Source organism: Halomonas sp. CH40, assembly GCA_041875495.1.
GTDB lineage: Bacteria > Pseudomonadota > Gammaproteobacteria > Pseudomonadales > Halomonadaceae > Vreelandella.
On record CP112982.1, the window covers coordinates 1,113,660 to 1,137,419 of the forward strand.

18 protein-coding genes and 2 pseudogenes are annotated in these 23,760 nt (G+C 56.9%); 5 read left to right on the plus strand and 15 right to left on the minus strand.

What is annotated here, in order from left to right:
- Positions 1-13 precede the first annotated feature (13 nt).
- From OR573_05050 to OR573_05060, 3 genes and pseudogenes are all read right to left on the minus strand, one after another.
- Positions 14-2,035, minus strand: coding sequence for a YjbH domain-containing protein (locus tag OR573_05050; protein XGA81024.1), 2,022 nt, complete (start codon positions 2,033-2,035; stop codon positions 14-16).
- Entirely contained in the window at positions 2,032-2,700 is a 669-nt protein-coding gene (locus tag OR573_05055; protein XGA81025.1) for a hypothetical protein, read from the minus strand. Before OR573_05055 ends, OR573_05050 begins: the two co-directional genes overlap by 4 nt.
- A gap of 318 nt (positions 2,701-3,018) precedes the next feature.
- Positions 3,019-3,147: pseudogene (locus OR573_05060) on the minus strand (ISAs1 family transposase).
- Positions 3,148-3,337: 190 nt separating this feature from the next.
- On the opposite strand from OR573_05060, the gene OR573_05065 reads away from it, so the two are divergent.
- Entirely contained in the window at positions 3,338-4,414 is a 1,077-nt protein-coding gene (locus tag OR573_05065) for a patatin-like phospholipase family protein (GenBank protein XGA81026.1), read from the plus strand.
- On the opposite strand, the gene OR573_05070 is transcribed toward OR573_05065, so the two are convergent.
- Both OR573_05070 and OR573_05075 read right to left on the minus strand, forming a co-directional pair.
- Entirely contained in the window at positions 4,403-5,644 is a 1,242-nt protein-coding gene (locus OR573_05070) for a capsular biosynthesis protein (protein XGA81027.1), read from the minus strand. The two genes, OR573_05065 and OR573_05070, sit on opposite strands and share 12 nt — an antisense overlap.
- Before the next feature lies 1 nt (position 5,645).
- Positions 5,646-7,652 carry a capsular polysaccharide biosynthesis protein gene (locus OR573_05075; protein XGA81668.1) on the minus strand — a complete coding sequence of 669 codons (2,007 nt, stop codon included), beginning with the start codon at positions 7,650-7,652 and terminating at the stop codon, positions 5,646-5,648.
- A gap of 175 nt (positions 7,653-7,827) precedes the next feature.
- Here OR573_05075 and chrA point away from each other — a divergent pair, with 175 nt between their 5' ends.
- Complete coding sequence (gene chrA / locus OR573_05080) at positions 7,828-9,054, plus strand: chromate efflux transporter (protein XGA81028.1); 1,227 nt, start codon at positions 7,828-7,830, stop codon at positions 9,052-9,054.
- Positions 9,055-9,153: 99 nt separating this feature from the next.
- Here the strand turns inward: chrA and OR573_05085 are convergent, their stop codons facing one another.
- Genes OR573_05085 through OR573_05095 form a run of 3 tightly spaced genes read right to left on the minus strand, consistent with a single transcriptional unit; the run spans position 9,154 to position 14,195 of the window.
- Positions 9,154-12,249, minus strand: coding sequence for a molybdopterin-dependent oxidoreductase (locus OR573_05085; protein ID XGA81029.1), 3,096 nt, complete (start codon positions 12,247-12,249; stop codon positions 9,154-9,156).
- Positions 12,242-13,435, minus strand: a complete 1,194-nt coding sequence (gene nrfD / locus OR573_05090) for a polysulfide reductase NrfD (GenBank protein XGA81030.1) — start codon at positions 13,433-13,435, stop codon at positions 12,242-12,244. Before nrfD ends, OR573_05085 begins: the two co-directional genes overlap by 8 nt.
- Positions 13,419-14,195, minus strand: a complete 777-nt coding sequence (locus OR573_05095) for a 4Fe-4S dicluster domain-containing protein (protein ID XGA81031.1) — start codon at positions 14,193-14,195, stop codon at positions 13,419-13,421. Before OR573_05095 ends, nrfD begins: the two co-directional genes overlap by 17 nt.
- 321 nt (positions 14,196-14,516) lie before the next feature.
- Between OR573_05095 and OR573_05100 the strand changes: the two genes are divergently transcribed.
- A complete protein-coding gene (locus OR573_05100; GenBank protein ID XGA81032.1) occupies positions 14,517-15,689 on the plus strand; it encodes a transposase in 1,173 nt (390 codons plus the stop codon).
- Between the two features lie 70 nt (positions 15,690-15,759).
- Here OR573_05100 and OR573_05105 read toward each other — a convergent pair whose 3' ends face one another.
- Entirely contained in the window at positions 15,760-16,041 is a 282-nt protein-coding gene (locus OR573_05105) for an XRE family transcriptional regulator (GenBank protein ID XGA81033.1), read from the minus strand.
- 161 nt (positions 16,042-16,202) lie between these two features.
- Here OR573_05105 and purE point away from each other — a divergent pair, with 161 nt between their 5' ends.
- Both purE and OR573_05115 read left to right on the plus strand, forming a co-directional pair.
- On the plus strand, positions 16,203-16,709 hold the full coding sequence (gene purE, locus OR573_05110; GenBank protein XGA81034.1) for a 5-(carboxyamino)imidazole ribonucleotide mutase: 507 nt from the start codon (positions 16,203-16,205) through the stop codon (positions 16,707-16,709).
- Between the two features lie 27 nt (positions 16,710-16,736).
- On the plus strand, positions 16,737-17,852 hold the full coding sequence (locus tag OR573_05115; GenBank protein ID XGA81035.1) for a 5-(carboxyamino)imidazole ribonucleotide synthase: 1,116 nt from the start codon (positions 16,737-16,739) through the stop codon (positions 17,850-17,852).
- Positions 17,853-17,975: 123 nt separating this feature from the next.
- Here the strand turns inward: OR573_05115 and OR573_05120 are convergent, their stop codons facing one another.
- From OR573_05120 to OR573_05145, 6 genes and pseudogenes are all read right to left on the minus strand, one after another.
- Entirely contained in the window at positions 17,976-18,743 is a 768-nt protein-coding gene (locus tag OR573_05120) for a transporter substrate-binding domain-containing protein (protein XGA81036.1), read from the minus strand.
- A 133-nt stretch (positions 18,744-18,876) separates the two neighbouring features.
- Positions 18,877-19,605 (minus strand): ABC transporter permease, encoded by a 729-nt coding sequence (locus OR573_05125; GenBank protein ID XGA81037.1) that lies wholly within the window; start codon positions 19,603-19,605, stop codon positions 18,877-18,879.
- The gene (locus tag OR573_05130; protein ID XGA81038.1) at positions 19,605-20,309 is read right to left on the minus strand and encodes an ABC transporter permease; all 705 of its coding nucleotides are present in this window, start codon (positions 20,307-20,309) and stop codon (positions 19,605-19,607) included. The genes OR573_05125 and OR573_05130 overlap by 1 nt, the downstream gene beginning before the upstream one ends.
- A gap of 25 nt (positions 20,310-20,334) precedes the next feature.
- On the minus strand, positions 20,335-21,105 hold the full coding sequence (locus OR573_05135; GenBank protein ID XGA81039.1) for an ATP-binding cassette domain-containing protein: 771 nt from the start codon (positions 21,103-21,105) through the stop codon (positions 20,335-20,337).
- A gap of 192 nt (positions 21,106-21,297) precedes the next feature.
- On the minus strand, positions 21,298-22,287 hold the full coding sequence (locus OR573_05140; protein XGA81040.1) for a succinylglutamate desuccinylase: 990 nt from the start codon (positions 22,285-22,287) through the stop codon (positions 21,298-21,300).
- Positions 22,288-22,559: 272 nt separating this feature from the next.
- Positions 22,560-23,718 (minus strand): annotated as a pseudogene (locus tag OR573_05145) (transposase).
- Between the last annotated feature and the right edge of the window lie 42 nt (positions 23,719-23,760).

A 23,760-nucleotide genomic window follows, 5' to 3' on the forward strand; every position in this document is an offset into this window, starting at 1 on the left:
TTGTGCGCTACGGTTACCACAACCCCTGGACGCGGCGTTCCTGTGTCAGCTCAAACAGGCGCTCGCGGCGTTGCAAAACGCTGCCGCTGTCACTGTCGAGTGCTTGCCAGCGCAGTGCCGGAGCTGTGGATGCCTGGCCTAACGACAATGGCATGCTTAACGTCAGGGTGGGGGTAATAGTGTGTTCCCGAGCATTACTAAAGGTACTGGAAAGACTGATGCTCACCCCTGAGAGTGTCTGGTGTGTGGCGGCCAGGCGCACGCCCGTGTCGCCGCCGAGATAGCGATGCAGCCCTGCTTCAAGCAAGAAGGCGTCATCATTGCCAGGGTAAAGATAGACGGTGGCATCGCCGGTCCAGCGGTTGTCATCACGCAAGCCAAAGGGTTCGTCGAATTCACGTTGGTGTACGTGGGCGGCATTCAGGCTCCAGGCCAGCGGGCTGGCAAAGGGGCGATACAGCAACTCAGCACCGACACCTGCATACTGGGTTTCAAGCAACCCCGCATAGGCCATGCCAAACCAGTGGTTGCCCAAGGGGGTTGCCTGGTTATATTGCAGATGAGACAGGGTGAGGGGTTCTTCGGCGTAATAACCGCGCAGGCTGCGTGTTGGTTCAGCATCGTTCAAGGGGTCGATAGTTGATGGACGTGTCAGATTGTGCGCCAGGGTATAATCCAGCCCTGCACTCAACCAGCCGTTCAACGGCGCCTTGTCGGGTAGTTGGTAGCGTGCTTCAGCCAATGCCGCCAGGCGATAACGGTAGCCATGAGTCTGACTACCGGCATTCTGCTCTAACAGAGGACGTAGTGACCATTCAAAACCTTCGCGGCTTGCCTGGTAGTCGGGCGTGCCTTTTTGTGGGGTCAGGGCGGCGCGAGCATAGATGCTATGCCGTTGTTGGGTGTCTGCTGTGCTGCTGGCTTGCGCAGCGCCAATGGCACTACGCAGATAGACGTCTTCACGCAGCGGCATGCCCGCTCGTTCCCAGCGGTAGATAAATTGGCGCGGTGGCGCCTCTTCGTCAGCGGTGTGCATATAAAGCAGGGTGTTGGCCGCGCTGTAGGCGGAAGAAGCAGCTTCTTCCTGACCGGTATAGGTCGCATTCAGCTGCAGGCTGTCTCCACTGCGATAGACCTCATGTACCTGAATTTGGCCATGATGTGCCAGGGTACGGGCAGTATCATTCCAGCTAAGTGGGCCGCTAGGTAGAGGCGGTACAGGCGCTGTTTCAGCGGTAGAAGGCTGGTTGAGATCAAAACGGTACTGAAAGCCCGCGCTGAGTGTAACGCCGCGCTCCCAGCCAAGGCTGACGGATAACGGCTTGCTCAGTGCCAGGCGCAAGCCGCCCTGCCAGCGGCTGCTTTGTTCACGTGTATCGCCGACGGGCCATTGCGTTGTATCGCTTCCGCTGTATTCCACGGCCAAACTCAATGGTTGCCAAGGTGTCTGGTAGCTAACGCCACCAAACACGCTGGCAGAGCCCTTGAACCAGTCGCTTTCCTTATAGGGTTCCAGACTTTCGGGAGTGCTGCGGGTGTCCCAGCGCTCGCTCAAGTCGTTGAACGGTGCTTCAGCATCGCCAGCACTGCCCAGTGCCCCCCAGCCAATTCCCAAGCTGAAATCCCAGGCGTTCCAACGTTTGCTGGCAACCAGGTATTCGGCATTGAAAGGGCTGTTGTGGCCGATATCGCGGGCACCCAAAGCAATAGCTGGCAGGTAGCGGGTTTCATCCTGCCAGCGCCATTTGATATCCAGTTGAGGGTCGTAGTTGCGTCGCGGTTGGCCATCTCGGGGTTGGCGTTGGCTGTAGCGAAAGCCAAGCTCCAGATGTTCAGTCGGCTGATAGAACAGCGGTAAATGCACATCGGGAGATGCGTAGTGCCCGCCGAGTGTCAGGCTGCCTGCCGGGGCTGTCCGTGCGCTGGGCATTGTCCAGATGCCGCCGCCGCCCAGGGAGCTGTAGGACGTCTCATCGGCGTTTACTATTGCGGGTAGCAGTATGAAGACCAAGGCTAAGGTGTTACGTGACGTCACTGGGACTTCTCCTGGGGCCATATCTGGCAATCTTCGCCTGGCAGTTGTGTGGCGAGCCATTGGGGGAGACGCTCATTGACCCAGCGGCGTTCAACGTTAACGCCCATGCTAGGATACTGCGCGGGCCATTCGACGACTACACGACTGCCACGGGCAAGCAATACCGGTTCATTATTCCATTCGGCAATGCCGTGGCGCTCAGCTTGACCTTGCGGTGAGATATGCCATGCATGGGTTGAAGCCGCCGATCGGCTTTCTGACACGCTTTCCAGGGTCAGTGATGGTCGCCAGGGCTGGCGGCTCACGCCATGGATGCTCCAGACTTCAACCCAGGGTGGCGGCTGGCAGTAGCCCCAATGCGCCAGTTCACTGAGAGGCAGGCGTTCGCTGGCCGGTAAGTGGCGGCTACGCAGGGGGGCATTCAGCTGGGCCATGATAACGCTGCGCCACTGTGCCATGGCACTGCGTGAGGCATCATTGCCTCTAACAAGGGCAGCGCGCTGTAAGGTGGCCAGCTCATGCATCAGACGAACCCCCGCTTCACGGGTATCTCGCTGGTCGTAAGGGAGCAGGGCAAAAGAGATGGCTTGGTCAGGCCAGGCAGATTGCATATCACCAAAGGTGTTCTGATTGGCCAAGCGTGTAAGCGCTGGTGCCTCTTGCATGATTCCAGCTGTAGGTGAATAGGCCAGTTGGGTATCATGAGTGCCGTGATAGCCGGAGGCACAGCCGGCGAGTAAACTATTAACAGCCAATAGCAGGTAGGCCCGACTTTTGATTAGGTGCTGCTTGAAGTAAAGGGGCAGGCCGGAATACGATCCTGTTCGCAGCTTCAACGGTTGTTTGACGAAACTTGGCGTCAACAAGGAGGTCTCCTGACAATTTGGCAAAGCAGCGCCGCGCCGCAAATGAAACAATATATTACCTATATAATAACGAGACTCAATGTTTAGATCAGGGCAATCGCACGTGAATAAGCTTTCTCATTCCCAGCCAAGCAAATGTGCACGGTAGATATCTGACGTAGCAGCAAGGATGCGCTTCGCCTTGAAACTCCCTTTGCGCTTCACCGGACCCAGGCGAATCAAGGTAAGTGTTAGACGTTTGAGCAACTAAGCCGCGCATCCTACGCATCGACGCACAGCGTGATGCGCTAGTTTAGCGGCTTTGAATTCAAACAGGTAAATATGACCACCAAAGTCGACGGTCATATCGACGTTACCATTGCTGCTGGCATAGACCTTGGAAACAATAAATCCGCTACACTGGCGCAACACCTTAAAACCGTGGCATGGAGTCATTATGACTAAACCAGCATCCAAGATGATTGATCTTGCCCTTCAGGGCGGAGGTTCTCATGGTGCGATTACATGGGGCGTGCTCGACAGGCTACTGGAAGACACGCGGCTGAAAATTTCGGCTATCAGTGGTACCAGCGCAGGGGCAATGAACGCGGTGGTATTGGCGGATGGCTTGCAAGAAGGTGGTCGGGAAGGCGCGCGGGAATCACTACATAAGTTCTGGCGGGGAGTGAGCGATGCCGCGCGATTTTCACCTATCCAGCCAGCGCCCTGGGATTGGCTGATGGGCAACAGCAGTCTGGATCATTCGCCGAGCTATCTGCTGTTTGAGAGCCTGACCCAGCTGGTGGCGCCTGCCAAGCTGAATCCTTTGGGAATCAATCCGCTGCGTGACCTGGTGGCCGAACTGGTAGATTTTGAACGGGTCAATGCCTGCCGCAGTGCCACGGTGTTCGTGACGGCCACCAACGTGAGAACCGGGCGCGCTAAGGTGTTCAGTCAACCTGAGATTAGCGCGGATACGGTGATGGCGTCTGCCTGCTTGCCCTTTATGTTTCCGGCCGTTGAAATTGACGGTGAAGCCTACTGGGATGGCGGCTACAGTGGTAATCCGGCGCTGTTTCCATTGGTCGATCATCGCGATTGTCAGGATCTGATCGTGGTTCAGGTTAACCCCTTTGAGCGTCAGCAGACGCCGCAAAGTGCAAGGGATATTATCAACCGGATTAACGAGATCACCTTTAATACCAGCCTGATCAAGGAGCTACGTAGTATTCAGCTGCTGCAGCAACTGATCGACACACAGCAGTTGGACACAGAGCGCTATCGCTCTATGCGCATTCACCTTATTCATGCAGAGCACGAGGTGGAGCAACTCAGCGCTTCAAGCAAACTCAATGCGCAGTGGAACTTTGTTTCCAGCCTGTTTCATCAGGGGCGACGCTGGGCCGATCAGTGGCTGGATGAAAACTTCGATGCCCTTGGGCAGCGTTCAACCTTTGATCTCGATGCTGTATTCAGCGATACCTTTCGTCCGCTGGAAAGAGGCTGCGGCCCCGATGACGATTCAGGGCAATAGGGCTTCCAGTGGTGATGGGCAGGCTTCCAGGATTCGCGTGGCGTTATTGACCGCAAGGTCGATACTTGGCTGGCAATAAAAGCCGCCGTTGACCTGGGTGGCATGCATCACGGTGCGGTAGAAATAGTTGAATAGCTGCGGGTTGGGCGGTGTGGGTGTATGCCAGAAATCTGCCAGTGTGCCCTGGTGGGTCAAGCCGGGTAATTGATAGATGGGGTCGCTGAGCGCATGGGTTGGGCAGCCTTTTTCCAAAGAGACAATGCCCACGGTGCTATTAACGGTCACTGTTCCGGCTGCCTGTTTAACAAGCAGGTTCAGATCTCCTGATTCCAAGTAGACAATGCGTTTTTCCAGGCCGAGGTGTCGGGCGAGTGCGCGGATGGCGCTTGTATAATTGACCAGCCCCATATCCAGCGGGTGATTCTTGATGCATAGCAAGGTGTCTGAATCTGCATGCCGGGCAAACGAGGTCATGACATCGCTAATGACTTCCTGCATGTTGGTGTAGGGCGAATGGTCACGAATCTGGGCATCGGTATTGAGCTGCAGTGGCAGCATGAAAAAGCGTTTGCCCGATGCCAATAACGTCTTGATACGTTTGGCGTCGCGCCGCTTCCAGGCCTTGAGCTGACTGAATCGCTTGGCATAGCCGAGGTATTCAACGGGCGCTGTAATCGGTGAATGATTACGGTAATGGGGCGCCACCAAGGGGTTTGCAAGGCCCGCTGCGTGGTAGCGGATATCATGCAGGGCACGAATCTTGAACGATGATTTGAAGTACACCGGTTTTTGCGGTGCAGGTAGCGCCTTGCCGGTGGCATAAAACCATTCCGGGTCTTTGGGTAGCAGTGAATGCCCGTTAACGCCTTCTCGTTCCAGAGTAACCCAGAAAGGCCGGAAGTAACCCTCTTCAAACACATGGGTACGCACGCCAGCCGCCGGTGCATTATCCACCGCCGGGCGATGGATGGGGCGGCGGTCACCAAACAATACCTGGTCGGTAATCTCGTAGCGTTGCCACAGATCCTGAATATAGTCGCCGAGTTCATCCAGCTGGCCGCGAAACAGGTGGCTCTTGCTATGGGTGTGCTGCCAGTACAGCAAGTCACCCGCATTGAAGTTGACCTTGACGACCCTGTGGCCATCATCGGTCAGGCGTCGCGCCAGGCGCGGATAAAACGGTGAGCAGACACCTTGCAGAAAAAGAAAGGCACGTTTTTGTGATTTCAATCTAGTGTCTTCCTATCAGTAAGTTGCGGTAGTGGCGGTAAAGCTGTTGCTTCCATGTCAGGTGCCTGGGCCGCAGGCGCGCCTGTTCCAACAGGGTGATCACACTTTCGATATGGCACAGCTGATGGGTGGCCGGGTCGACATAGCCGGGGTAGATGATCAGGGTACCGGCCAGCAGAGCATCCAGAGACAGTTGGCGCTGGCGACGTGGGCAGTTAAGCGCGTCCTGGGTCAGCCCCCATCCGGCATAGAAGGGCAGCCCGTGGGTATACACTTGCTTGCCGCGCAGCAGGGCCTCAAAGCCGGTCAGTGAACTCATGGTATGCACGGCATCCACGCGTTCGAGCAGGGCGCTGATATCACACTGGCTGACATCAATATCATAATGGCTGTGAGCGTCCGCCGGGAGCTGGCCAAGCCGCGCTCCGCCAACAACATCCGGGTGGGCCTTGTAGGCAATCAGGGCATCAGGCTCTGCTCGACGAACGGCCGCCAGCAGCGCCGCATTGGTCTGAATCTGAGGGGAGCCGCAGGCAATCGAGGCGTCACTTTCAACTTGCCCAGGCACCAGTACAATGCGCCTGTTGGCGGGAAAATCAATGTTCTGTTCGCCTTTGATATTGTATTTCGATAGCTTCAGCGCCACCAGCCGCTGACGAATGCGCGAAGCCCGCTGGCACAGGTGCTGATCAAAATCATGTTGACTGAGAATCTGCTCCAGGTCACTGGGCTGGCGGGCATCGTAGTAGATGCCGCTTTGGTCAATCACCAGCGAGAGCGGTTGAGTCAGATCAACGCCCAGCCCTACCGAGCGGACAAAGCCATCCTCCATCTTCCACAGCCTTGATGTGCTGCCTGCCGGGGCGGTTTTAAGACCGCTGGCCCAGGTCAGCACTCGGGCTGACGTTGAAGCGTCTGATGACGCAGTGTCGGGCAGCTCAGGCTGATAGGTAATGCGGGCCTGATCGCCGAGAAAATCGCCGATAAAGCGCTTTTTCCATCCTGAGAAGCCGCAGGCCAGCCACTCCCCACGATAACGCTCCTGCTGGCGGCGCTGATCGGCAATCAGGTCAATACAGGCCTCAAGGCTTGAGGCTTCACGGGTATAAGGGTTGGCGTAGCGGGTATAGCGCAAGTAAGTGCCAGCAAAAACCTCTTTCAGGCTGCGCTGGCGTTGGCGGCGCGGGCAGTCAAGGGCGTCATGGGTCAACCCCCAGCCGGCGTAGAAGGGCTGGCCAAAGCAGTGTACCTGTTTGTCGGCCAGCAGGGCCTCAAAGCCTAGCTGGCTGGTGACCACGTAGACGTGCTCAACACCGTCGAACAGCGCCCACGGGTTGATATCCTCGCCGATCACCCGGCAGCGGGGGTGATCAAAAGCGCTACTGAAGTGGCCGCTTTTCTTGCCTGCAATCACATCCGGATGCACCTTGATCAGGATGTCCGCGTCTGGGTGCTGAGACAGGGCGGCATCGAGCATGGTGGTGAAGCTTTCGGCGTTGGCTTGACCGTAGGCAATAGAGGCATCCCCTGCCGTCTGGTCGACCACCAGCACATGGGGCCTATCCGGCAGTTCAAGGGGCTGATCCGGGGCGTGGTTATATTTGGACAGTCGATGAACCGTCAGCTGCTGGATGCAGTGCTCTGCGCGTTCCAGCTCCTGAGCCGAGAAGTCAGCGTGATTAAGCAGCTCTTCAAGATCCGATGGCCGTGAGGCATCGTAATAGATACCGCGTTGGTCCACTACCATACTGACCGGCTGATAACCCTGTGAACCCAGGCCCAGAGAGCGCAAAAAACCATCTTCAAGGGCCAGATAGGGCAGCTGGTGGCGTTTGGCGTATTGGCGAGCGCGCTGACTGGTCGGTTTCAGCCCCCAGCCAATCACGATATCAGGCTTAGAAGCCAACGGCACAAGGCGCTTGAAGCGGGAAATTTCAGGCAAAAAAGCGGCCAACGCCCCTATCTGTCTGATGCCCTGTGAAGTGTAGCCTGCCGTAACATTTTCCATGAAAGCCTGAAGGTCTGCGGTACAAAAATTCTGGTGGAACTTACGTGAAAAGCGAGAATAGGGCAACTCTGGGAGAGCGCCTTCACCATGGCGCCATAATGTCATGTTAGCGTCAGAATTTCTCGCTAAGCTTATTTGTTTTGCATAAGTTTACCCACTTGATGGCGGTGACAAAATGGATGATCGCAGGGCGGAAGTCACACAGAGCGCTGATCAGAGCGTTGCAAGTCAGGGCGGCCGTAAAAAAGAGGTATTCAAGGCATTTTTACTCTTGGGGCTTAGCTCGTTTGGTGGGCCTGTGGCGCACCTGGGCTATTTTCGTCATGAGTTTGTGCAGCGCCGACAATGGCTAAATGAAAAAGCCTATGCCGATCTGGTCGCGCTGTGCCAGTTTCTGCCCGGGCCTGCCAGTAGCCAGGTCGGTTTTGCACTGGGTTTGATGCGCGCAGGCCCGTGGGGGGCGGCACTGGCCTGGCTGGCCTTTACGCTACCTTCGGCCATCCTGTTGCTGGTATTTGCTCTTGGCGCTGCTTGGCTGGATGGCCCTCTTGCCCAAGGGTTGGTGAGCGGCTTGAAGATAACGGCGGTTGCTATTGTGGCTCATGCAGTATGGGGGATGGCAAGAAACCTGTGCCCGGATAAAACCCGAACGGGAATTGCCCTGGCAGGCGTGTTTGCGGTGCTACTCATCCATGGCCCGCTGGGCCAGATAAGTGCGATTCTGGTCGGCAGCCTGGCGGGGTGGCTGTTATGCCGCGAGGCGACTGAATCGCTGAGTGAACCTTTGACGTTTGATATTTCACGCCGTGTCGGGCTCATAGCGCTGGGGCTTTTCGCTGCCTTGTTGTGTCTTCTGCCACTGGCGGCCAGCAGTGCAGCCTGGCTGGAAGTGGTGGACGGCTTTTACCGTTCGGGGGCGCTGGTATTCGGCGGTGGCCATGTGGTGTTACCGCTGCTGGAAGCGGAAGTGGTGCAGTCAGGCTGGGTAAGTGCGGATGAGTTTCTGACCGGCTATGGGGCCGCCCAGGCGGTGCCAGGGCCGCTGTTTACCTTTGCCGCCTACCTGGGTGCCTTATTGCCAGAAGTTAACCCTCTGGTGGGCGCATTGTTGGCATTGCTGGCCATCTTTGTGCCGGGTTTGCTGTTACTGGTGGGTGTGCTGCCTTTCTGGAATACCTTTCGTCAATGGCAGGGGGCCCAGGCGCTGATGCGCGGTGCCAATGCGGCCGTGGTGGGGATTCTGGCAGCAGCGCTCTATCAGCCTGTGTGGACCAGTGCGATTATCGGGCCCTATGAGTTTGCGCTGGCCCTGAGCGGCTTTCTGCTTTTGAGCGTCTGGAAACTCCCGGCCTGGGCAGTAGTAATCGTCATGGCCCTTGGCGGTGTGGTTACAGCGTTTTGAGAAAGTGCGTTTTGAGAAAGTGCGTTGAAGAAAGTACGTTGAAAAAAGTATGAAGGAAAACGCCCCCACAGGGTGAGGGCGTTCAAGAGAGATCATCATTCAGGCGCGGCTGACCTTGACCGGTAGCCCTTGACGCACGCTGGCGCCGCTGATCGGTTCCAGCCAGGTGCCATCTACATTACGGGTCGGGTCCTTGAACCCCAGGTCATTGATATTGATGCCTGCCCGCATCCACGGCATATCCGGCTGAGACTGGCCATCAATCTCATGGGGGGTAGCGCCCAGGTCGCGGTGGCCATAACCGTGCTCAATTCCCAGTGAGCCAGGCATGACGCTCTCGCTGACCAGCGCCAGGCCGACCACTCTGCCACCCGGGCTTTCAATCCGGATAGTATCGCCATGCTGGATGCCAAAGCGTTCGGCGTCCTGGCGATGCATCTGGACCGGATTGTAGGGCTTGATCATGCGCAGCCGTTCGTTGCCAATGGCGTAGGAATTCATCAGGTTGGATTTGAATGAGAACGCCAGCAGCGGCCATTCCTGCTCGTTAAACACCTCACGCATGGGCGTCTTGTCGGCCATCAGTGGCAGGCTGTGGCGGGGAACTCCGCTGTTATGTCGGCCGCTGGTGGTATCAATGCTGGTGCCCACTGTTTCGTTATAGATACACAGCGTCCTGCGCCAGGCGCTGGTTAACCGCTCGCCCTTGAAGTGGTCGCTGAAGTCTTCAAAACGTCCGCCGCGCGCATAGAGGTAGGCCACCGGGCCGCGTTCTTCCGGCTTCAGGGTGCGTTCGACCTTGCCCAACAGGGGCGCAATGCCGCTGTGAGCGATATCGGATTCGTCAGCTTCCGGTAGTGGCTCGTTTTGAAAGGCAATGTTGGCCGCAGCGCGCAGGTAATAATCTTCTGCCCGGTTGAGCGGATGCAGATTGCCATCGGCATCGGGAATGGCATTATCGCCAAAACCGGCCAGCCCCAGACGCTTGGCCACGGCAATGAAAAAGCTGTCCAGGGATACCGGCTCACCCTCAGCCGACTTTTGCTGGCGTGGTTGAACCACTGGCCAACAGGCGGTGGTCATCTTGCCGAGTGCGCCTTTCCAGGCACCCGAGAAGCCCCAGACTTCATACATCACAGAATCAGGAACGATGTAGTCTGCGTAGCGGTTGGTCTCGTTGATAAACCCATCGACCGCCACAAAAAGCCCCAGACGTTTGGGATCTTTGAGTTTGTCGGCAATCAGGGTTTCAAGGCCGGCCTGACCATAGATGGGGTTGGCCATGCAGCCGATCAACGCCTTGATTGGGTAGGGGTAGCCATCCAGCGCCGAAGGCAGGTGCTCGGTGAGGGTCGGGGGCGCAAAGGAGCGCCAGGGGGCCTTGGCTGGATAAGGGTTCTCACCGGCGGCCACCTTGCGCTGATATTCCGATGACTTTTCATAGGGAAAGCGCGAGCGCGACAGAAAAACCCCCTTGGGGCCACGCTTGCCGGGGAAGTTGGCCAGGTCATAGCACGGACCCTGGCCGGTGCCATTAAAGGTGCCACCGCCGACGGCGCTGCCGCCTTTCATATTGTAGTTGCCCGCCAAGAGATTAAGCATCTGTACGCTGAAAGCTGCATAGAAACCATTGCCGGACATCATGCCGCCGTGGCAGTTGACCGCCGCCCGGCGCCCATGCCGGGCAAAGCGCTGGGCCAGTTCGGTAATGGTGTCTGCGCCAATCCCGCAGTGGCTGGCATAGGTGGCCAGATCATATTCATCAGCAGCGTCGCGCAGCAGGGTCAGGCTGCTCTTGACCCGAACGTCGCTGCCATCGGCCAGGGTGACGGCCTGATCCACAAACAGCTCAGCGGTCATGACGCTTTCAGCCTCGACCAGGCTGGCATCCGCCACCACCATGGGCACATCGAACTCACTGCCTGCGTCTGCGCGCCCGAGATCACTGGCGCGCAGAAAATGCCCGAAGCGCGGGTGTTCCGGGGTATCAATCACCAGATGGGTGGCATTGGAATGGGTGGCTTCACCCGCCGCATCGGCGGCCGCCTTGCCGGGCAGTTCGAGAAATGCCCGATTGTAGCCATCGTTATGCAGTAGCCACTGGATCACTGCCATGCCAAAGGCACTGTCGCTGCCGGGCTTGATGGGCACCCAGCGATTGTGATCAGCCGCGTGGGACACTGACGCATTCAGGCCAGGGTCAATCACCACGTAATCCAGAGTTCCTTGAGCGCGGGCCTGAGCAATCAAACGGCCCTGACGCTTGAAGGGATTACCGGCCTGGCTGGGCGCGGTGCCGATATACATGATGAACTCGGCATGTTGGATATCCGGCTTGACGTGAGCATTCTTGCCAAGATCATTCATCACCGCCCCGGATCCCATACGGAACGCCAGCCCGCAGTAGGAACCGTGGTGGCCATAGTTGCGAGTGCCGAAGGCATTGAAGGCAAACCGCTTGAGCAGGGCGGAGCGTCCGTAATCGGTGGCTTCCATAACCATCAGCTGGTTGGCTTTGGGGCCGTATTCCGGGTTATTCGGGTCGATCAGGGTATCATGATCATGAATGGCCCTGAGGCCCTCGATCCGGCCTTCCCCAAACAGGTCGCCACCCTCACAGATTTCTTCGATCAGCTGCTCAAAAGAGACCTTCTGCCAGCGGCGTTCGCCACGTCCGCCCACCCGCTTGAGGCAGTGGTCAACCCGGTAAGGGTTATCCAGCTGGCTCATCATGGCGTTGCCACGGGCGCAGGCGGTGGAGCGGTTCTGCTGGCCCTGATCGCCATAGGCGCTGACGCTACGCAAGGCATCAATCACAGGGGTACGCATGGGCAGATGCTGATCCGCGGAAAGCGGGTGATAAGGGTTGCCGGAGACGCGGAGAATCTTCTCGGTGGTGTTATCAATACGTACCCGCACGCCGCACTTGGTGGTGCAGCCGTAGCAGATCGTAAAGGCGGTACGCTGATCAGGGTTAAGGGTCAGCTCGCCGCTATCAAGATCAACCTGATACTCAGGCGCTAGTGAGTTGCCATGAATGGGATGCTGGGGCTTTTCCCCGGCGCTGCCACTGACACCTTTGGCCATTTTCAGCAGCGGGTCGGCGTAACCCACCCCAAAGGTGGCTGCGCCCCCGGCGGCGGCCGCCCCCTTCAGAAAGCGCCGACGTGAGGTGTTGACGTTAGGATTAGCCATGACGAGGGGCTCCTTGAATAGCAGGGTTGGCGGAAGACTGTGTGTTGGAAGGGAAGCCGGATGGAGTGACAGCCCCCCCTTGCTGCGCCTGACGCCAGGGAACGAACAGATCAATAATCAGCACGGCAGCCAGCCATAGCCCGAAGGTGCCGACAATGCCCAGAAGGCCCGATGAACCGGCGGGAATACCATAGTGATGGAAGCCAGCGCTATGGCGGGCGACGGTCTGCACATCCATAAGCACTACCCAGCGGAACATCCAGCCCATGTGCAGGGCGAACAGGCCAATCAGCCATGCCCAGGCCATCAGGCTTGCCTGCTCACCCGCTGGCCGGGTCAGCGCCCAGACAACGACTGCAAACAGCGCCACGCCCGAGATCGCACCCCATAGTGCGGTATTGCGCCAGGAGCTGCTATAGCGCACGGATTCCAGGGCGGCAGCCACCGAGCCTGAATCAGCCAGCAAGCCGTTGAGCAACCAGCCGATGGCGATGAAAGCAGCGACACCGCCGCTTGCCAGCAGGGTCTTGAGCATGAAGCGGTTAGTGTCTGCATTCTGAATACCGCTGATACGGTTGAGCACCAAGATCAGGCCTGCTGCGCTGATAAAGCCGGTGGCGATCAGCATGGGAGGCAGCCACAGGGTGTTCCATAACGGCCTTGCCTTGACGACGGCAATCTCAGCACCGGTGTACAGCATGATGCCGATGGACAGCACCAGGGCAGCCAGACCAACAACAGCCACCAGCCATTTTGGGGTAGGGCCGCTGCCAAAAGATGCCAGTCTGGCAACCAGCCCTGACAGGCCAGCGGCATCGCGGTTTGCCTGTAGCGCCGGGCGCCAGGCCAGCCAGCTCAGTGCCAGCACGCTGACCACATAAAGGGGCAGGATCAGGCTGCCGATCGACATCCACGAAGTGCTGTTGGCATAGGCGTAGAAATGCCAGAAGCGTAACGGCTGATGAAGATCCGCGAGCAGAGCGACCGGTGCCACCAAGGTGGTGGTGATACAGGCCAGCAGCGCCAGCCGTGCGGTAGGTAGCCAGCGGGTTTTTCCCAGTACCAGAGCAGGGGCTGCGAGCCACAGGCTGGCGTAGGAAAGCGCGATCATAAAGAAATACTGCACCGCCCAGGGGTACCAGGCGATATCGTAACGTGGGGCGAGTAGCTCAATGGTGGAATTCATAACCCATCTCCTGGCCTTGGGGGTCGAGAACTTCGAGGGCAACCGGCTCGGCTTGCGGGCGGGTCACGAAGCGTTCATCCATGCCCAGATAAAACACCTGGGGAAAGGTGTTCTTTTCCGGCTGGAGCACCATCAGCTCGCTTCTGTGCTCTTCCAGCATACGGCTGATCTGGCTGTCCGGGTTGCGCATGTCGCCAATGATGCGCGCACCGCCCACGCAACTTTCCACGCAGGCAGGCAACAGGCCGGCTTCCAGGCGATGGGCGCAGAAGGTGCACTTATCGGCTGTCTGGGTTTTGTCGTTGATAAAGCGGGCATCGTAGGGGCAGGCGTTGACGCAATAGGCGCAGCCTACGCAGCGGTCACTATCAACGACCACAATGCCATCGCGCTGCTGGTAAGTGGCCTCTACCGGGCAGACCGGCACGCAGGGCGGGTTCTCGCAGTGATTGCACAGACGCGGCAGCATGAAGGTGGCCAGCTCGCCGCTGTCCTGATGTTCAACCTCGTACTGGGCGACCGTGGTACGAAACTTGCCAAGTGGCGCATCGTTTTCGATATGACATGACACCGTACAGGCCTGGCAGCCAATGCACTGGCGCAGGTCAATCAGCATGCCATAGCGTTTGTCGGGATTGCCTTCACGGCGGGGTGGTTGGCTATTGATACCGGCCTGGGCCACGCTTGATAGCGGAACCAGTGCCGCACCGGCGCTGAGACGTGCCAGCTGGCCGAGCAGTGAGCGGCGGATGGGATCCATGGTGCCTCCTAGATATAAAAGCTGATTAACAATCAGGTTACGCTGAATGCCCAATAAGCCGCTTGACACGTATCAAGGAAGGAGGTCGGTTTTTTTAATGTTCAGTTAATAGTGAGTGGTGAGTGGTGAGTGGGCCGGAAAATAAAAAACCAGCCGCTGGGGCTGGTTTGGATGAAAATCGGTTTAGCAAAGCTCCGCGTAAACCCTCGCCCAGTCGTCGGGCGGGGATATAAGCGGGCAGCGCGATAGCGCTGCAGGGGGTTGATCTTTACACTTCGCCGTTTATGATGGATAGATATACAGCCTTAATGACCCCATGCCATGCTGAAAGCCACGAAAATACGTCTCTACCCGACCCCTAAACAGGCAGCGTTCTTGAACGCTCAGTTCGGTGCGGTGCGGTTTGTGTACAACAAGGCATTGCATATCATCAGCACACAGTACAAACGGCATGGCACCAAGCTCCGCGCCAAGAAAGATCTCAAGCCGTTACTGGCAGTGGCGAAGAAGTCTCGCAAATACCCCTGGCTTAAAGACTACGATTCGATTGCGTTGCAACAAGCGTGTATTAACCTGGATCGGGCTTTCCAGAACTTCTTTAATCCCCAGCTAAAAGCTCGATATCCGAGGTTCAAGCGCAAGCACGGCAAACAATCGAGCTATCACTGCACCGGCATCAAGCTCGGTGAGGGCGATATCAAGATACCGAAACTCACCCCCATCAAGGCACGCCTTCATCGTGAGATCACAGGTACACTGAAAAGCATTACTTTGACCCGCACCACCACCGGCAAATACTACGCCTCGGTGCTGGTCGATGACGGAGAGGAAGCCCTGGCACCGCTGCAAACAGTGGACGCCATACTGGGTGTGGATATGGGGCTGACACACCTCGCCATCGACTCTGAAGGTAACAAGACGGCCAACCCCCGCTTCCTCAAGCGGGCGCGCGCCAACCTGCGGCGCAAGCAGAAATCACTCTCCCGCTGCCAGAAAGGCAGCAAAGGCCGTGCGAAAGCACGGGTCAAGCTCGCCAAGGCGCACGAGCGTCTGGCGAATACTCGTGCTGACTTCCAGCACAAGCTGTCTCGACAACTCATTGACGACAACCAAGCGGTAGTGGTCGAGACCTTGAAAGTCAAAAACATGCTGAAAAACCGCAAGCTGGCAAAACACATTGCCGATGCCAGTTGGTACAGCCTGATCCAAAAGCTGGCGTATAAGGCAGAAGCCCAAGGCAAGCACCTGGTTAAAATTGATCAATGGTTTGCCAGCACCAAGACCTGTGCTGGCTGCGGCCACAAGGTCGAGAAGATGCCGCTCAGTATTCGCACCTGGGATTGCGCGGGTTGCGGCACACAAGGCATTGATCGCGATATCAACGCCGCGATCAATATCCGCCAGCAGGGGATTGTTAAACTACGAGCCGAAGGACTGTCGGTTCCTGCCAATGGAGGTATGCGTAAATCCGGCCACGCTTCGGTTGCTGCCTGAGAAGTTGGAAGCCTCGCTCGTGGCGCGTCAGCGCTTAGGGCGGGGAGCAGTCACCTGAGAAATTGGATCATTAATGAAAAGGTGTCTGCGCCTCCAAGGTGCTGCGCAGTTGATGCAGCTCATCAATATTAAGATGCTCAAGGCGCCCGGCCAGCAGATCGCTGATCTTCTGCACCGGAAGGCCAGCTTGCCGTGCAATATCCCGGCTTGCCAGCTCGGAAACGGCAATATGACGAGTGATAATACGCATCAAACGTGTGCGTTTTTCAAGTTCCCTGACGTCTAGTTCGTCAGGGCAGCTTCGCGGAGGGTCGGAAATATCCGCATGCGCAGAAAGGCGTACCGTACTCATGATGCTCCATCAGTCAGAAGTTACCTGCACACAATGACGCGTGACGAAATGCTTTTCAATACTTCTTCACGCTAAATTTCAACCTTCTCGTTTATGCGCTGTTTGTGGCGTGCTCTGGTAGACTATGCGCTTTAATTTTCAAGCGACCCGAGGAATGAAACATGGCAGCGAACAGCGCGCCCCGCGTTGGGGTGATTATGGGATCAAAGTCTGACTGGCCGGTTATGGAGCACGCCGTACAGATGTTGGAAAAACTCGGCGTTGACTACGAAACCCGCGTGGTATCGGCGCATCGTACCCCGGATCTGCTGTTCGACTATGCTAAAGGCGCTGCTGAACGCGGCCTGCAAGTGATTGTGGCCGGTGCCGGTGGCGCTGCGCACCTGCCGGGGATGGTGGCCTCCCAGACGCCGCTGCCGGTGTTGGGTGTGCCGGTGGAGTCCAAGGCGCTGAAAGGCCTTGATTCCCTGCTGTCCATCGCCCAGATGCCGGGCGGCATCGCCGTGGGCACCCTGGCCATCGGCAAGGCAGGCGCCACCAATGCAGGGCTTCTGGCCGCGCAGATTGTTGGGTTGCAAGATGCGGACGTGCGCGCCGCTGTCGAACAGTTTCGCGCTGAACAGACTCAGGCGGTGCTGGATAACCCCGACCCGCGTCCCCATGATTAGTCACCCACGATTAAAAGGAGCAACGTCATGAATATTGGCATTCTGGGTGCCGGGCAGCTTGGTCAGATGCTGGCGCTGGCAGGCTATCCGCTGGGCAACCGCTTTACTTTCCTGGACACCACTGGCAAGCCGAGTGCCGACATTGGTGAGGTGGTGATTGACCCCGATAACCAGCATCTGGCTGCATTTCTCGACAAGGTTGATGTGGTGACCTATGAATTCGAGCATCTGCCGGTGGCCTTGGTGCGCGAAATTGAACAGCACAAGCCGGTCTACCCCAGCAGCCGGGCCATTGAAGTATGCCAGAACCGGGTAGAGGAAAAGACGCTGTTTGACCGTCTGGGCATTCCTACGCCAGCGTATCGGGTGGTGGAAAGTGCTGCCGAGCTTGAAGCTGCCGCGGGTGAGTTGGGTTGCCCTGTGGTCGCAAAGTCGGTCACTGAGGGTTATGACGGCAAAGGCCAGGCGGTGCTCAGAAAGCCCAGTGAGGCGGCCAGCGCCTGGGCGGCGATTGGTCACTCCCAGCTGATCGTGGAAGCCTTTGTGGATTTTGTCCGCGAGGTCTCGATCATAGCGGTACGCGGGCGCGACGGCAGCGTTAAATGCTATCCGATGGCGGAAAACCAGCACGTTGATGGCATTCTGCGCTATTCGGCCGCGCCGTTACCGGATCTTGACGCCGGTGTGCAACAAACGGCTGACCGCTATATCCAGGCCCTGCTTGATGAGCTGGATTATGTTGGCGTACTGGCCCTTGAGCTGTTCCAGAGCCGGGAGGGTACACTGCTGGCCAATGAAATGGCGCCTCGGGTGCATAACTCTGGTCACTGGACCATGGATGGCGCCATCACCAGCCAGTTCGAAAATCATCTGCGCGCCATTCAGGGCCTGCCGCTGGGGGAAACCAGCGCTCTGGCACCTACCTGTATGGTGAATGTGATTGGGCGTGAGCCGTCAAGCGTCGAAGTCCTGAAGCTGCCCAACGCTCACTTGCACCGCTACGGCAAAGGCGAGCGGGCCGGGCGCAAACTGGGGCACATCAACCTGCTGGCCGACAGCCATGCCGAACTGATGGCCAAAACCCGTGACTGCGCCAAGCTGTTGCCGGACGCGCCCGCGCCCCATGTGACCTTTGATATGTAAGCCTGCCTCTCGGCGGCGGATGTTAACGTATCAAAGTGGGTATTGTGACCAGCAAAAAAACGCCTCCCCGGCGATTAACGGAGAGGCGTTTGTATTATCAGACCGACTGTCAGTTAAGCCAGCTTATTTCGCATCAAAGTAGCGGGTGTGGATTTCATCGTAAGTGCCGTTTTCCTGAAGTGTAGCCAGTGCTTCATTGAACTGTTCGGCAAGCGCCTCATCGCGCTGGCGGAAGGCAATCCCGAAGCCCTCACCGAAGTACTCTTTCGGCTCGGTAATCATCTCACCGACGACCTTATAGGCGCGGTTATCGCTGTTCAGCAAGGTTGACTGACCGACCGGATAATCCAGGAAAAGGATATCCAGACGCTGGGCTTCCATATCCAGCACCATATCATCGGCGGTGGAGTAGCGATTGACGTTGGCGACATCACCGAACATATCAGTGACGTAGTTATCCTGCAGGGTACCGCGCTGGACGCCAATGGTCAGGCCATCAAGGGTTGCTTCTGTGGTATCAGAAAGCTCGCTGCTTGCCGGTGCAAACCAAGCGGATGGTGGGGTGATATAGGGTTCAGAGAACAGTACCTGGTCACGGCGCTGCTCGTTGATGGTCATGGATGACATGATGGCATCATATTTACGTGCCAGCAGACCGGGGATAATGCCGTCCCAGCCTTGTACCACCCACTCGCAATCAATGCCAATCTCGGCACACAGGGCGTTACCCAGATCGATATCAAAGCCGGTCAGTTCACCGTCCGGCGTACGGTATTCCATTGGCTCGTAGGGAACGTCCACGCCAATGCGGATCTCATCGTAATCCCGTGCCTGTGCGCTGGTAGCGGCAATGGCCAGGCTAAGCAGTGAAGTCGTCAGTATTTTTTTCATTGTCTATCTCCAAGTTGAACGTGCACACCCATAAAAGTGTTCGCGTTTAAATTAACTCACTCAGACATGAATGCCAAAAGTCTGGTCAACGTTTGAACTAACGTTTGTTTCATCTCGTCTGGGGCACGCCAGCTCACGACATGGGCTGTAAATGCGCCAGCAGTTTTTTCTCCAGATAACGGAAAAAGTACAGAATCGCAAAAGTCAGGCACAGATAGATGGCCGCAACAAACAGAAAGGCTTCGAAAGGCGCATAAAAGCGCGCATAGACAAAGCGGGCGGCGCCGGTCAGATCCATGATGGTCACCACGCTGGCAATCGCGCTGGCGTGGAGCATGAAGATCACTTCATTGCCGTAAGCGGGGAGTGCGCGGCGGAAGGCGCTGGGCAATACCACACGCCTGAGCATCAGGTTAGTGGACATACCGTAGGCACGTGCTGCTTCGATTTCCCCTTTGGGCGTTGACTTGATGGCGCCACGGAAAATTTCTGTGGTGTACGCCGCCGTATTCAGGGTGAAGGCAATCAGTGCCGGCATGAAAGGATCTTCCAGAATCACCCATAGCCAGGTTTCCTGAATGCCGTCAACAAAGACGACGCCGTAGTAAATCAGGTAGAGCTGAATCAGCAGCGGTGTGCCGCGAAACACATAGGTATAGGCGAAAATCGGCCATTTGATCCAGCCGCGCTTGGAGCTGCGGCCAATCGCCAACGGCACCGCCAGCACCAGGCCAATTAGCAGGGATAGAAATACCAGTTGAACGGTGACCGTCAACCCTTCGGTGTAATAGGAAAGCGTTTGCAGGGTGAAGATGCTGTTATCGGCCAGCAATGCTTCAAGCTGAGTCATTAGAGCATCCATCAGTCAGCCTCCCCGTAGCCAATATCATAGCGTTTCTGCAGGCGAGCAAAGAACCACTCAGAGGCGCTGGCAATCAAGAGGTAAATCAGTGCCACTGTGATCATGAAGGTGAAGGGCTCGCGGGTCGCTTTTGAGGCTTCAGCGGCGATACGTACCATATCGGAAAGGCCGATCACAGAAACCAGGGCGGTTGTCTTGAGCAGTACCATCCAGTTGTTGGAAAGCCCGGGCAGGGCGTGGCGCATCATCTGCGGAAAGCGGATGCGGCGGAACACCAGGGCATTGCTCATCCCATAGGCTTTACCCGCTTCGATCTGGCCGTGTTCAACGGCCATGAAAGCACCGCGGAAGGTCTCACCCATATAGGCGCCAAAAATCAACCCGATCGTGACGACACCGGCAACAAACTCGTTGATATTGATAAAGATATCGATACCAAACTGCTCGTAAAGCCAGTCAGTGATCATGTTGACGCCAATCTGGCCACCGAAGAACAGCAGCATCATCAGCACCAGATCCGGCACGCCGCGAATAATGGTGGTATACAGGGTTGCGGTTCGATGCGCGACCCAGCTACGTGACATCTTTGCTGTCGCGGTCAACAGGCCAAGAAGAATGGCGACCAACAGCGACAGTAACGCCAGTGATAAGGTGACCCCGGCGCCTTCAAGCAGGCGTGGGCCGTAGCCTTGGAGATCAATCATGATAAGACTTGCTCCGTGCGCAGGATCAATAATTGGGGGCGAGAAATTGCTGCAGGCGCGGCGATTGAGGGTTTTCAAGCACCTCTGCCGGGCGGCCCGCTTCTTCAACTCGGCCTTCGTGCAGATAAATCACCTGGCTGGAAACATCCCGGGCAAAGCTCATTTCATGAGTGACCACCACCATGGTGCGGCCTTCATCGGCAAGGTCACGCATAACCTTAAGTACATCTCCCACCAGCTCCGGGTCAAGCGCTGAGGTGGGTTCGTCAAACAGCATGACTTCCGGGTTCATTGCCAGGGCGCGGGCGATGGCACCCCGTTGCTGCTGCCCGCCAGACATCTGCGCCGGGTAGGCATTGGCTCGATGAGAGAGACCGACCCGCTCAAGTAACGCATGGGCGTGTTCAACGGCTTCAGCCTTGGGCTTTTTCAGCACATGGATAGGGGCTTCGGTGATGTTTTCCAGCAGGGTCATGTGGGCCCAAAGGTTGAAGCTCTGAAATACCATCGACAGCTTGGCGCGCATATTGACGACCTGGCGCCAGTCGGCCGGCTCGCGCCCGTGCTTGGTTGTCTTGAAGCGAATCTCTTCACCGTGGACGAATAAATCGCCTTCATTGGGCTGTTCCAGCAGGTTCATACAGCGCAGGAAGGTGCTCTTGCCGGAGCCTGATGCGCCAATCAGGGTAATCACATCGCCCTTGTGAGCCTGTAGCGAAAGACCTTTCAGCACTTCGGTATCGCCAAAGCGCTTGGTGATATTACGTACTTCCAGAGGAATGGGCGTTGCGGCCATTGTTTTTGACTCCATTACAGGGGTTGCCGCAGCAACATGACAGTATGACGACACAGGGTGGTCAACTGGCATTATTATATCCGACTTTAGTGAAAGCAGCTCAAACGCTGTTCACCTCGTGTGGCTGGCGGTTGTCATACTATTTTTATCGTTATTGTGTGTATTGATTACTGATAGCAAATGGTGGAAACCTTAGACGCGACTAGCCTCCACAGGGGCAACCAGCAATGCCGCGCGGGCGCCGATTTCCACATTGGCGTTTGGAAACACCACGTGAAGTGGCGCCTCGCCGACCTTGAAGGCTCCAGCGTGAGCATCCTGAGCCAGCAGTGTGCCTGATGGGAAGGCGGTAAAGTTGGGTATATCGTCATCAAAGCATAGAGTGAATTCATCACTTTGGCGCATGATTTCCTGCGCTACCCTAAAAAACACCATCCTGTCAGGCGGTTGCGCTGCTGGCGCCTGAGCGCAAGCCAGTGCCGCCAGTAACGCCAGCATGGGGCGCAGCGCGTCCAGATCATTGGCACCAAAAGGCGCCACCCGGCCCAGCTCAAAGGTAAAAGCCTGAGCGCCGTGGTAGTGTTTGCTGTAGTGGGAAAATGTCCAGCTATGCTGATGCTGATGAAGTACTGCCTGGATGTCAGCACCCGCCAGCCATGGCCACTGTTCATCCGCTGTGTCTGCTTCGGCAAACGGCTCGACGACAAAACGTGGATAGAGGCTTTCCCGAATCGCAGTATGCAGATCGTAGTGAAGGGCGGGCAGCTCGGCATGGCGTTGATAGAACTGATCCACCTGGCTCATCAGTTCACGGGCGCGCGCCGGCTCATTGCCCTCCAGACTCAGGCCGCGCTGGAACAGGCGGTTGAGGTTGGTGTTGATAAAGCGCTTGCCATCGCGCAAGGCGGGCAGGTTGCCCAGAATCACCAGTACGGGGGAACCCAGCGCCAGCAGGCCAGCTTCAATCTGCGCAAGCAGTTCACCAAGCAGCTCAACCGGTGCGGTTTCATTGCCATGAATGGCCGCTGAAAAAACGCAGGCATGGGGGTTGTCGCCCAGGGTTTCAGGCGTCAGTTCAAGTATCCCAGGCCCATGCAGTGTGTAGTTACCCGATGCCAGCGGGCCACTGCGGCGCGATGCAGGTTTACCTTCCAGCGTCCAGTCAAGCCATTCGGTTAGCATAGGGCGTTCCTTGATATTATTTTTCAACGATCTTTGTCTGATGCCACCTTTACCTGAATATTAGGCCGACGCAAGCCAAGACGTCGTTGGAGTGAAAAAGCCGGTGCGCAGGTGAAACAACCATTGACCTCCTCTCCTCCCTCAGCTTCTTAGGAAGCTGCCGCCTACGGCGGAAAGGAAGGAGATTCCCTGGTTGTTGCCTTCCAGGTTCCTGCTTCGCAGCCCGTTGCCTTTGGTGATGACACCGCCGGTCTTACACAAGCTCCACAGGCTTAACCTCCCGTAAGCCCTACGGTAGTCTTTTCATGCTGGCGGAGCTTGTCAGCCCCTGCCAGAATCGCTTTGCCCGATTGTAAAATGTTGCGAGCGGCGTTTACATCGCGGTCAATACCTTGAGTGCCGCAGCTCGGGCAGTTCCAGGTGCGGATAGTGAGCGGCATCTTGTCAGTGATATGACCACAGTGAAAACAACGCTTCGAACTGGGGTACCATTTGTCTATCTGCACGAATTGACGCCCATGCCGCTCGGCCTTGTAGGCCAGCTGCTGGAGCAGTTGATGCCAACCCACGTCGCTAATCGCTTTGGCCAGCTTACGGTTTTTCAGCATGTTTTTGATCTGTAAACTTTCGGCAGCAATAACTTGGTTCTCGTGAATAAGCTGCGTGGAAAGTTTATGGTTGGCGTCGCTGCGCTGATCGGCCAATTTGGCATGCACCCTGGCCACCCGATGCCGCGCTTTGGCACGGTTGTTTGAGCCTTTCTGTTTGCGGGACAGGCTTCGTTGCGCTCGTGCCAGCTTGCGCTCAGTGCGCCGCAAAAAACGTGGGTTGGAGATTTTATCGCCGTGACTAGTGATGACGCGGTGGGTTAGTCCCAGGTCGATACCGACCATCTTGGGTGTCACAGGGAGCGGCGTCACCGCTTCTTCCACTAAAAAACTGACGTGGTAACGGCCAGCGGTGTCACAGCTCACCGTGATGCTGCTAGGTGTGCCGGAAAAATTACCGACTCCAGCGGATAGCCAGCGGGTCTTTGTGCTTGGCGAGCCACAGCTTGCCATCGCGCCAGCGAAAGCCATTGGCCATGTAAGTGGCTGATTGCTTGCGCTGCTTTTTCTTGAAGGTGGGATACCGCGCCTGGCCTTTAAAAAAGTTGCTAAACGCTCGATCCAGGTGCCGGAGCGACTGCTGCAGGCAGACGTTGGATACATCGGCCAGAAACGCCGTTTCTGGTTGTTTCTTAAGAACAGTGAGCGCTTTGGCAGTGGCGTTATAGTTCATGCGTTCCTGACGCTCGAACCAAGCATCGGTACGCTGACGCAGGAAGTGGTTGTAGACATACCGCACACAGTCAAACATCTGGGCAAGCTGTCCAGCTTGCTCAGGTGTTGGGTAAAACCGATATCTGTAGGCGCGGTGTACGGTGGTCATTCCTAAAATTTAGCGTAGTATAAATAGCATGTCAACATAGAG

Bases quoted from the DNA above. Each gene is read 5' to 3' on its own strand.
- OR573_05075 (XGA81668.1), bottom strand. From the start codon at position 7,652: ATGGAAAATGTTACGGCAGGCTACACTTCACAGGGCATCAGACAGATA.
- OR573_05055 (XGA81025.1), bottom strand. From the start codon at position 2,700: ATGCAAGAGGCACCAGCGCTTACACGCTTGGCCAATCAGAACACCTTT.
- OR573_05065 (XGA81026.1), top strand. From the start codon at position 3,338: ATGACTAAACCAGCATCCAAGATGATTGATCTTGCCCTTCAGGGCGGA.
- OR573_05130 (XGA81038.1), bottom strand. From the start codon at position 20,309: ATGATTGATCTCCAAGGCTACGGCCCACGCCTGCTTGAAGGCGCCGGG.
- nrfD (XGA81030.1), bottom strand. From the start codon at position 13,435: ATGAATTCCACCATTGAGCTACTCGCCCCACGTTACGATATCGCCTGG.
- OR573_05140 (XGA81040.1), bottom strand. From the start codon at position 22,287: ATGCTAACCGAATGGCTTGACTGGACGCTGGAAGGTAAACCTGCATCG.
- OR573_05100 (XGA81032.1), top strand. From the start codon at position 14,517: ATGCTGAAAGCCACGAAAATACGTCTCTACCCGACCCCTAAACAGGCA.
- OR573_05120 (XGA81036.1), bottom strand. From the start codon at position 18,743: ATGAAAAAAATACTGACGACTTCACTGCTTAGCCTGGCCATTGCCGCT.
- chrA (XGA81028.1), top strand. From the start codon at position 7,828: ATGGATGATCGCAGGGCGGAAGTCACACAGAGCGCTGATCAGAGCGTT.
- OR573_05085 (XGA81029.1), bottom strand. From the start codon at position 12,249: ATGGCTAATCCTAACGTCAACACCTCACGTCGGCGCTTTCTGAAGGGG.
- OR573_05135 (XGA81039.1), bottom strand. From the start codon at position 21,105: ATGGCCGCAACGCCCATTCCTCTGGAAGTACGTAATATCACCAAGCGC.
- OR573_05115 (XGA81035.1), top strand. From the start codon at position 16,737: ATGAATATTGGCATTCTGGGTGCCGGGCAGCTTGGTCAGATGCTGGCG.
- OR573_05105 (XGA81033.1), bottom strand. From the start codon at position 16,041: ATGAGTACGGTACGCCTTTCTGCGCATGCGGATATTTCCGACCCTCCG.
- OR573_05095 (XGA81031.1), bottom strand. From the start codon at position 14,195: ATGGATCCCATCCGCCGCTCACTGCTCGGCCAGCTGGCACGTCTCAGC.
- purE (XGA81034.1), top strand. From the start codon at position 16,203: ATGGCAGCGAACAGCGCGCCCCGCGTTGGGGTGATTATGGGATCAAAG.
- OR573_05125 (XGA81037.1), bottom strand. From the start codon at position 19,605: ATGGATGCTCTAATGACTCAGCTTGAAGCATTGCTGGCCGATAACAGC.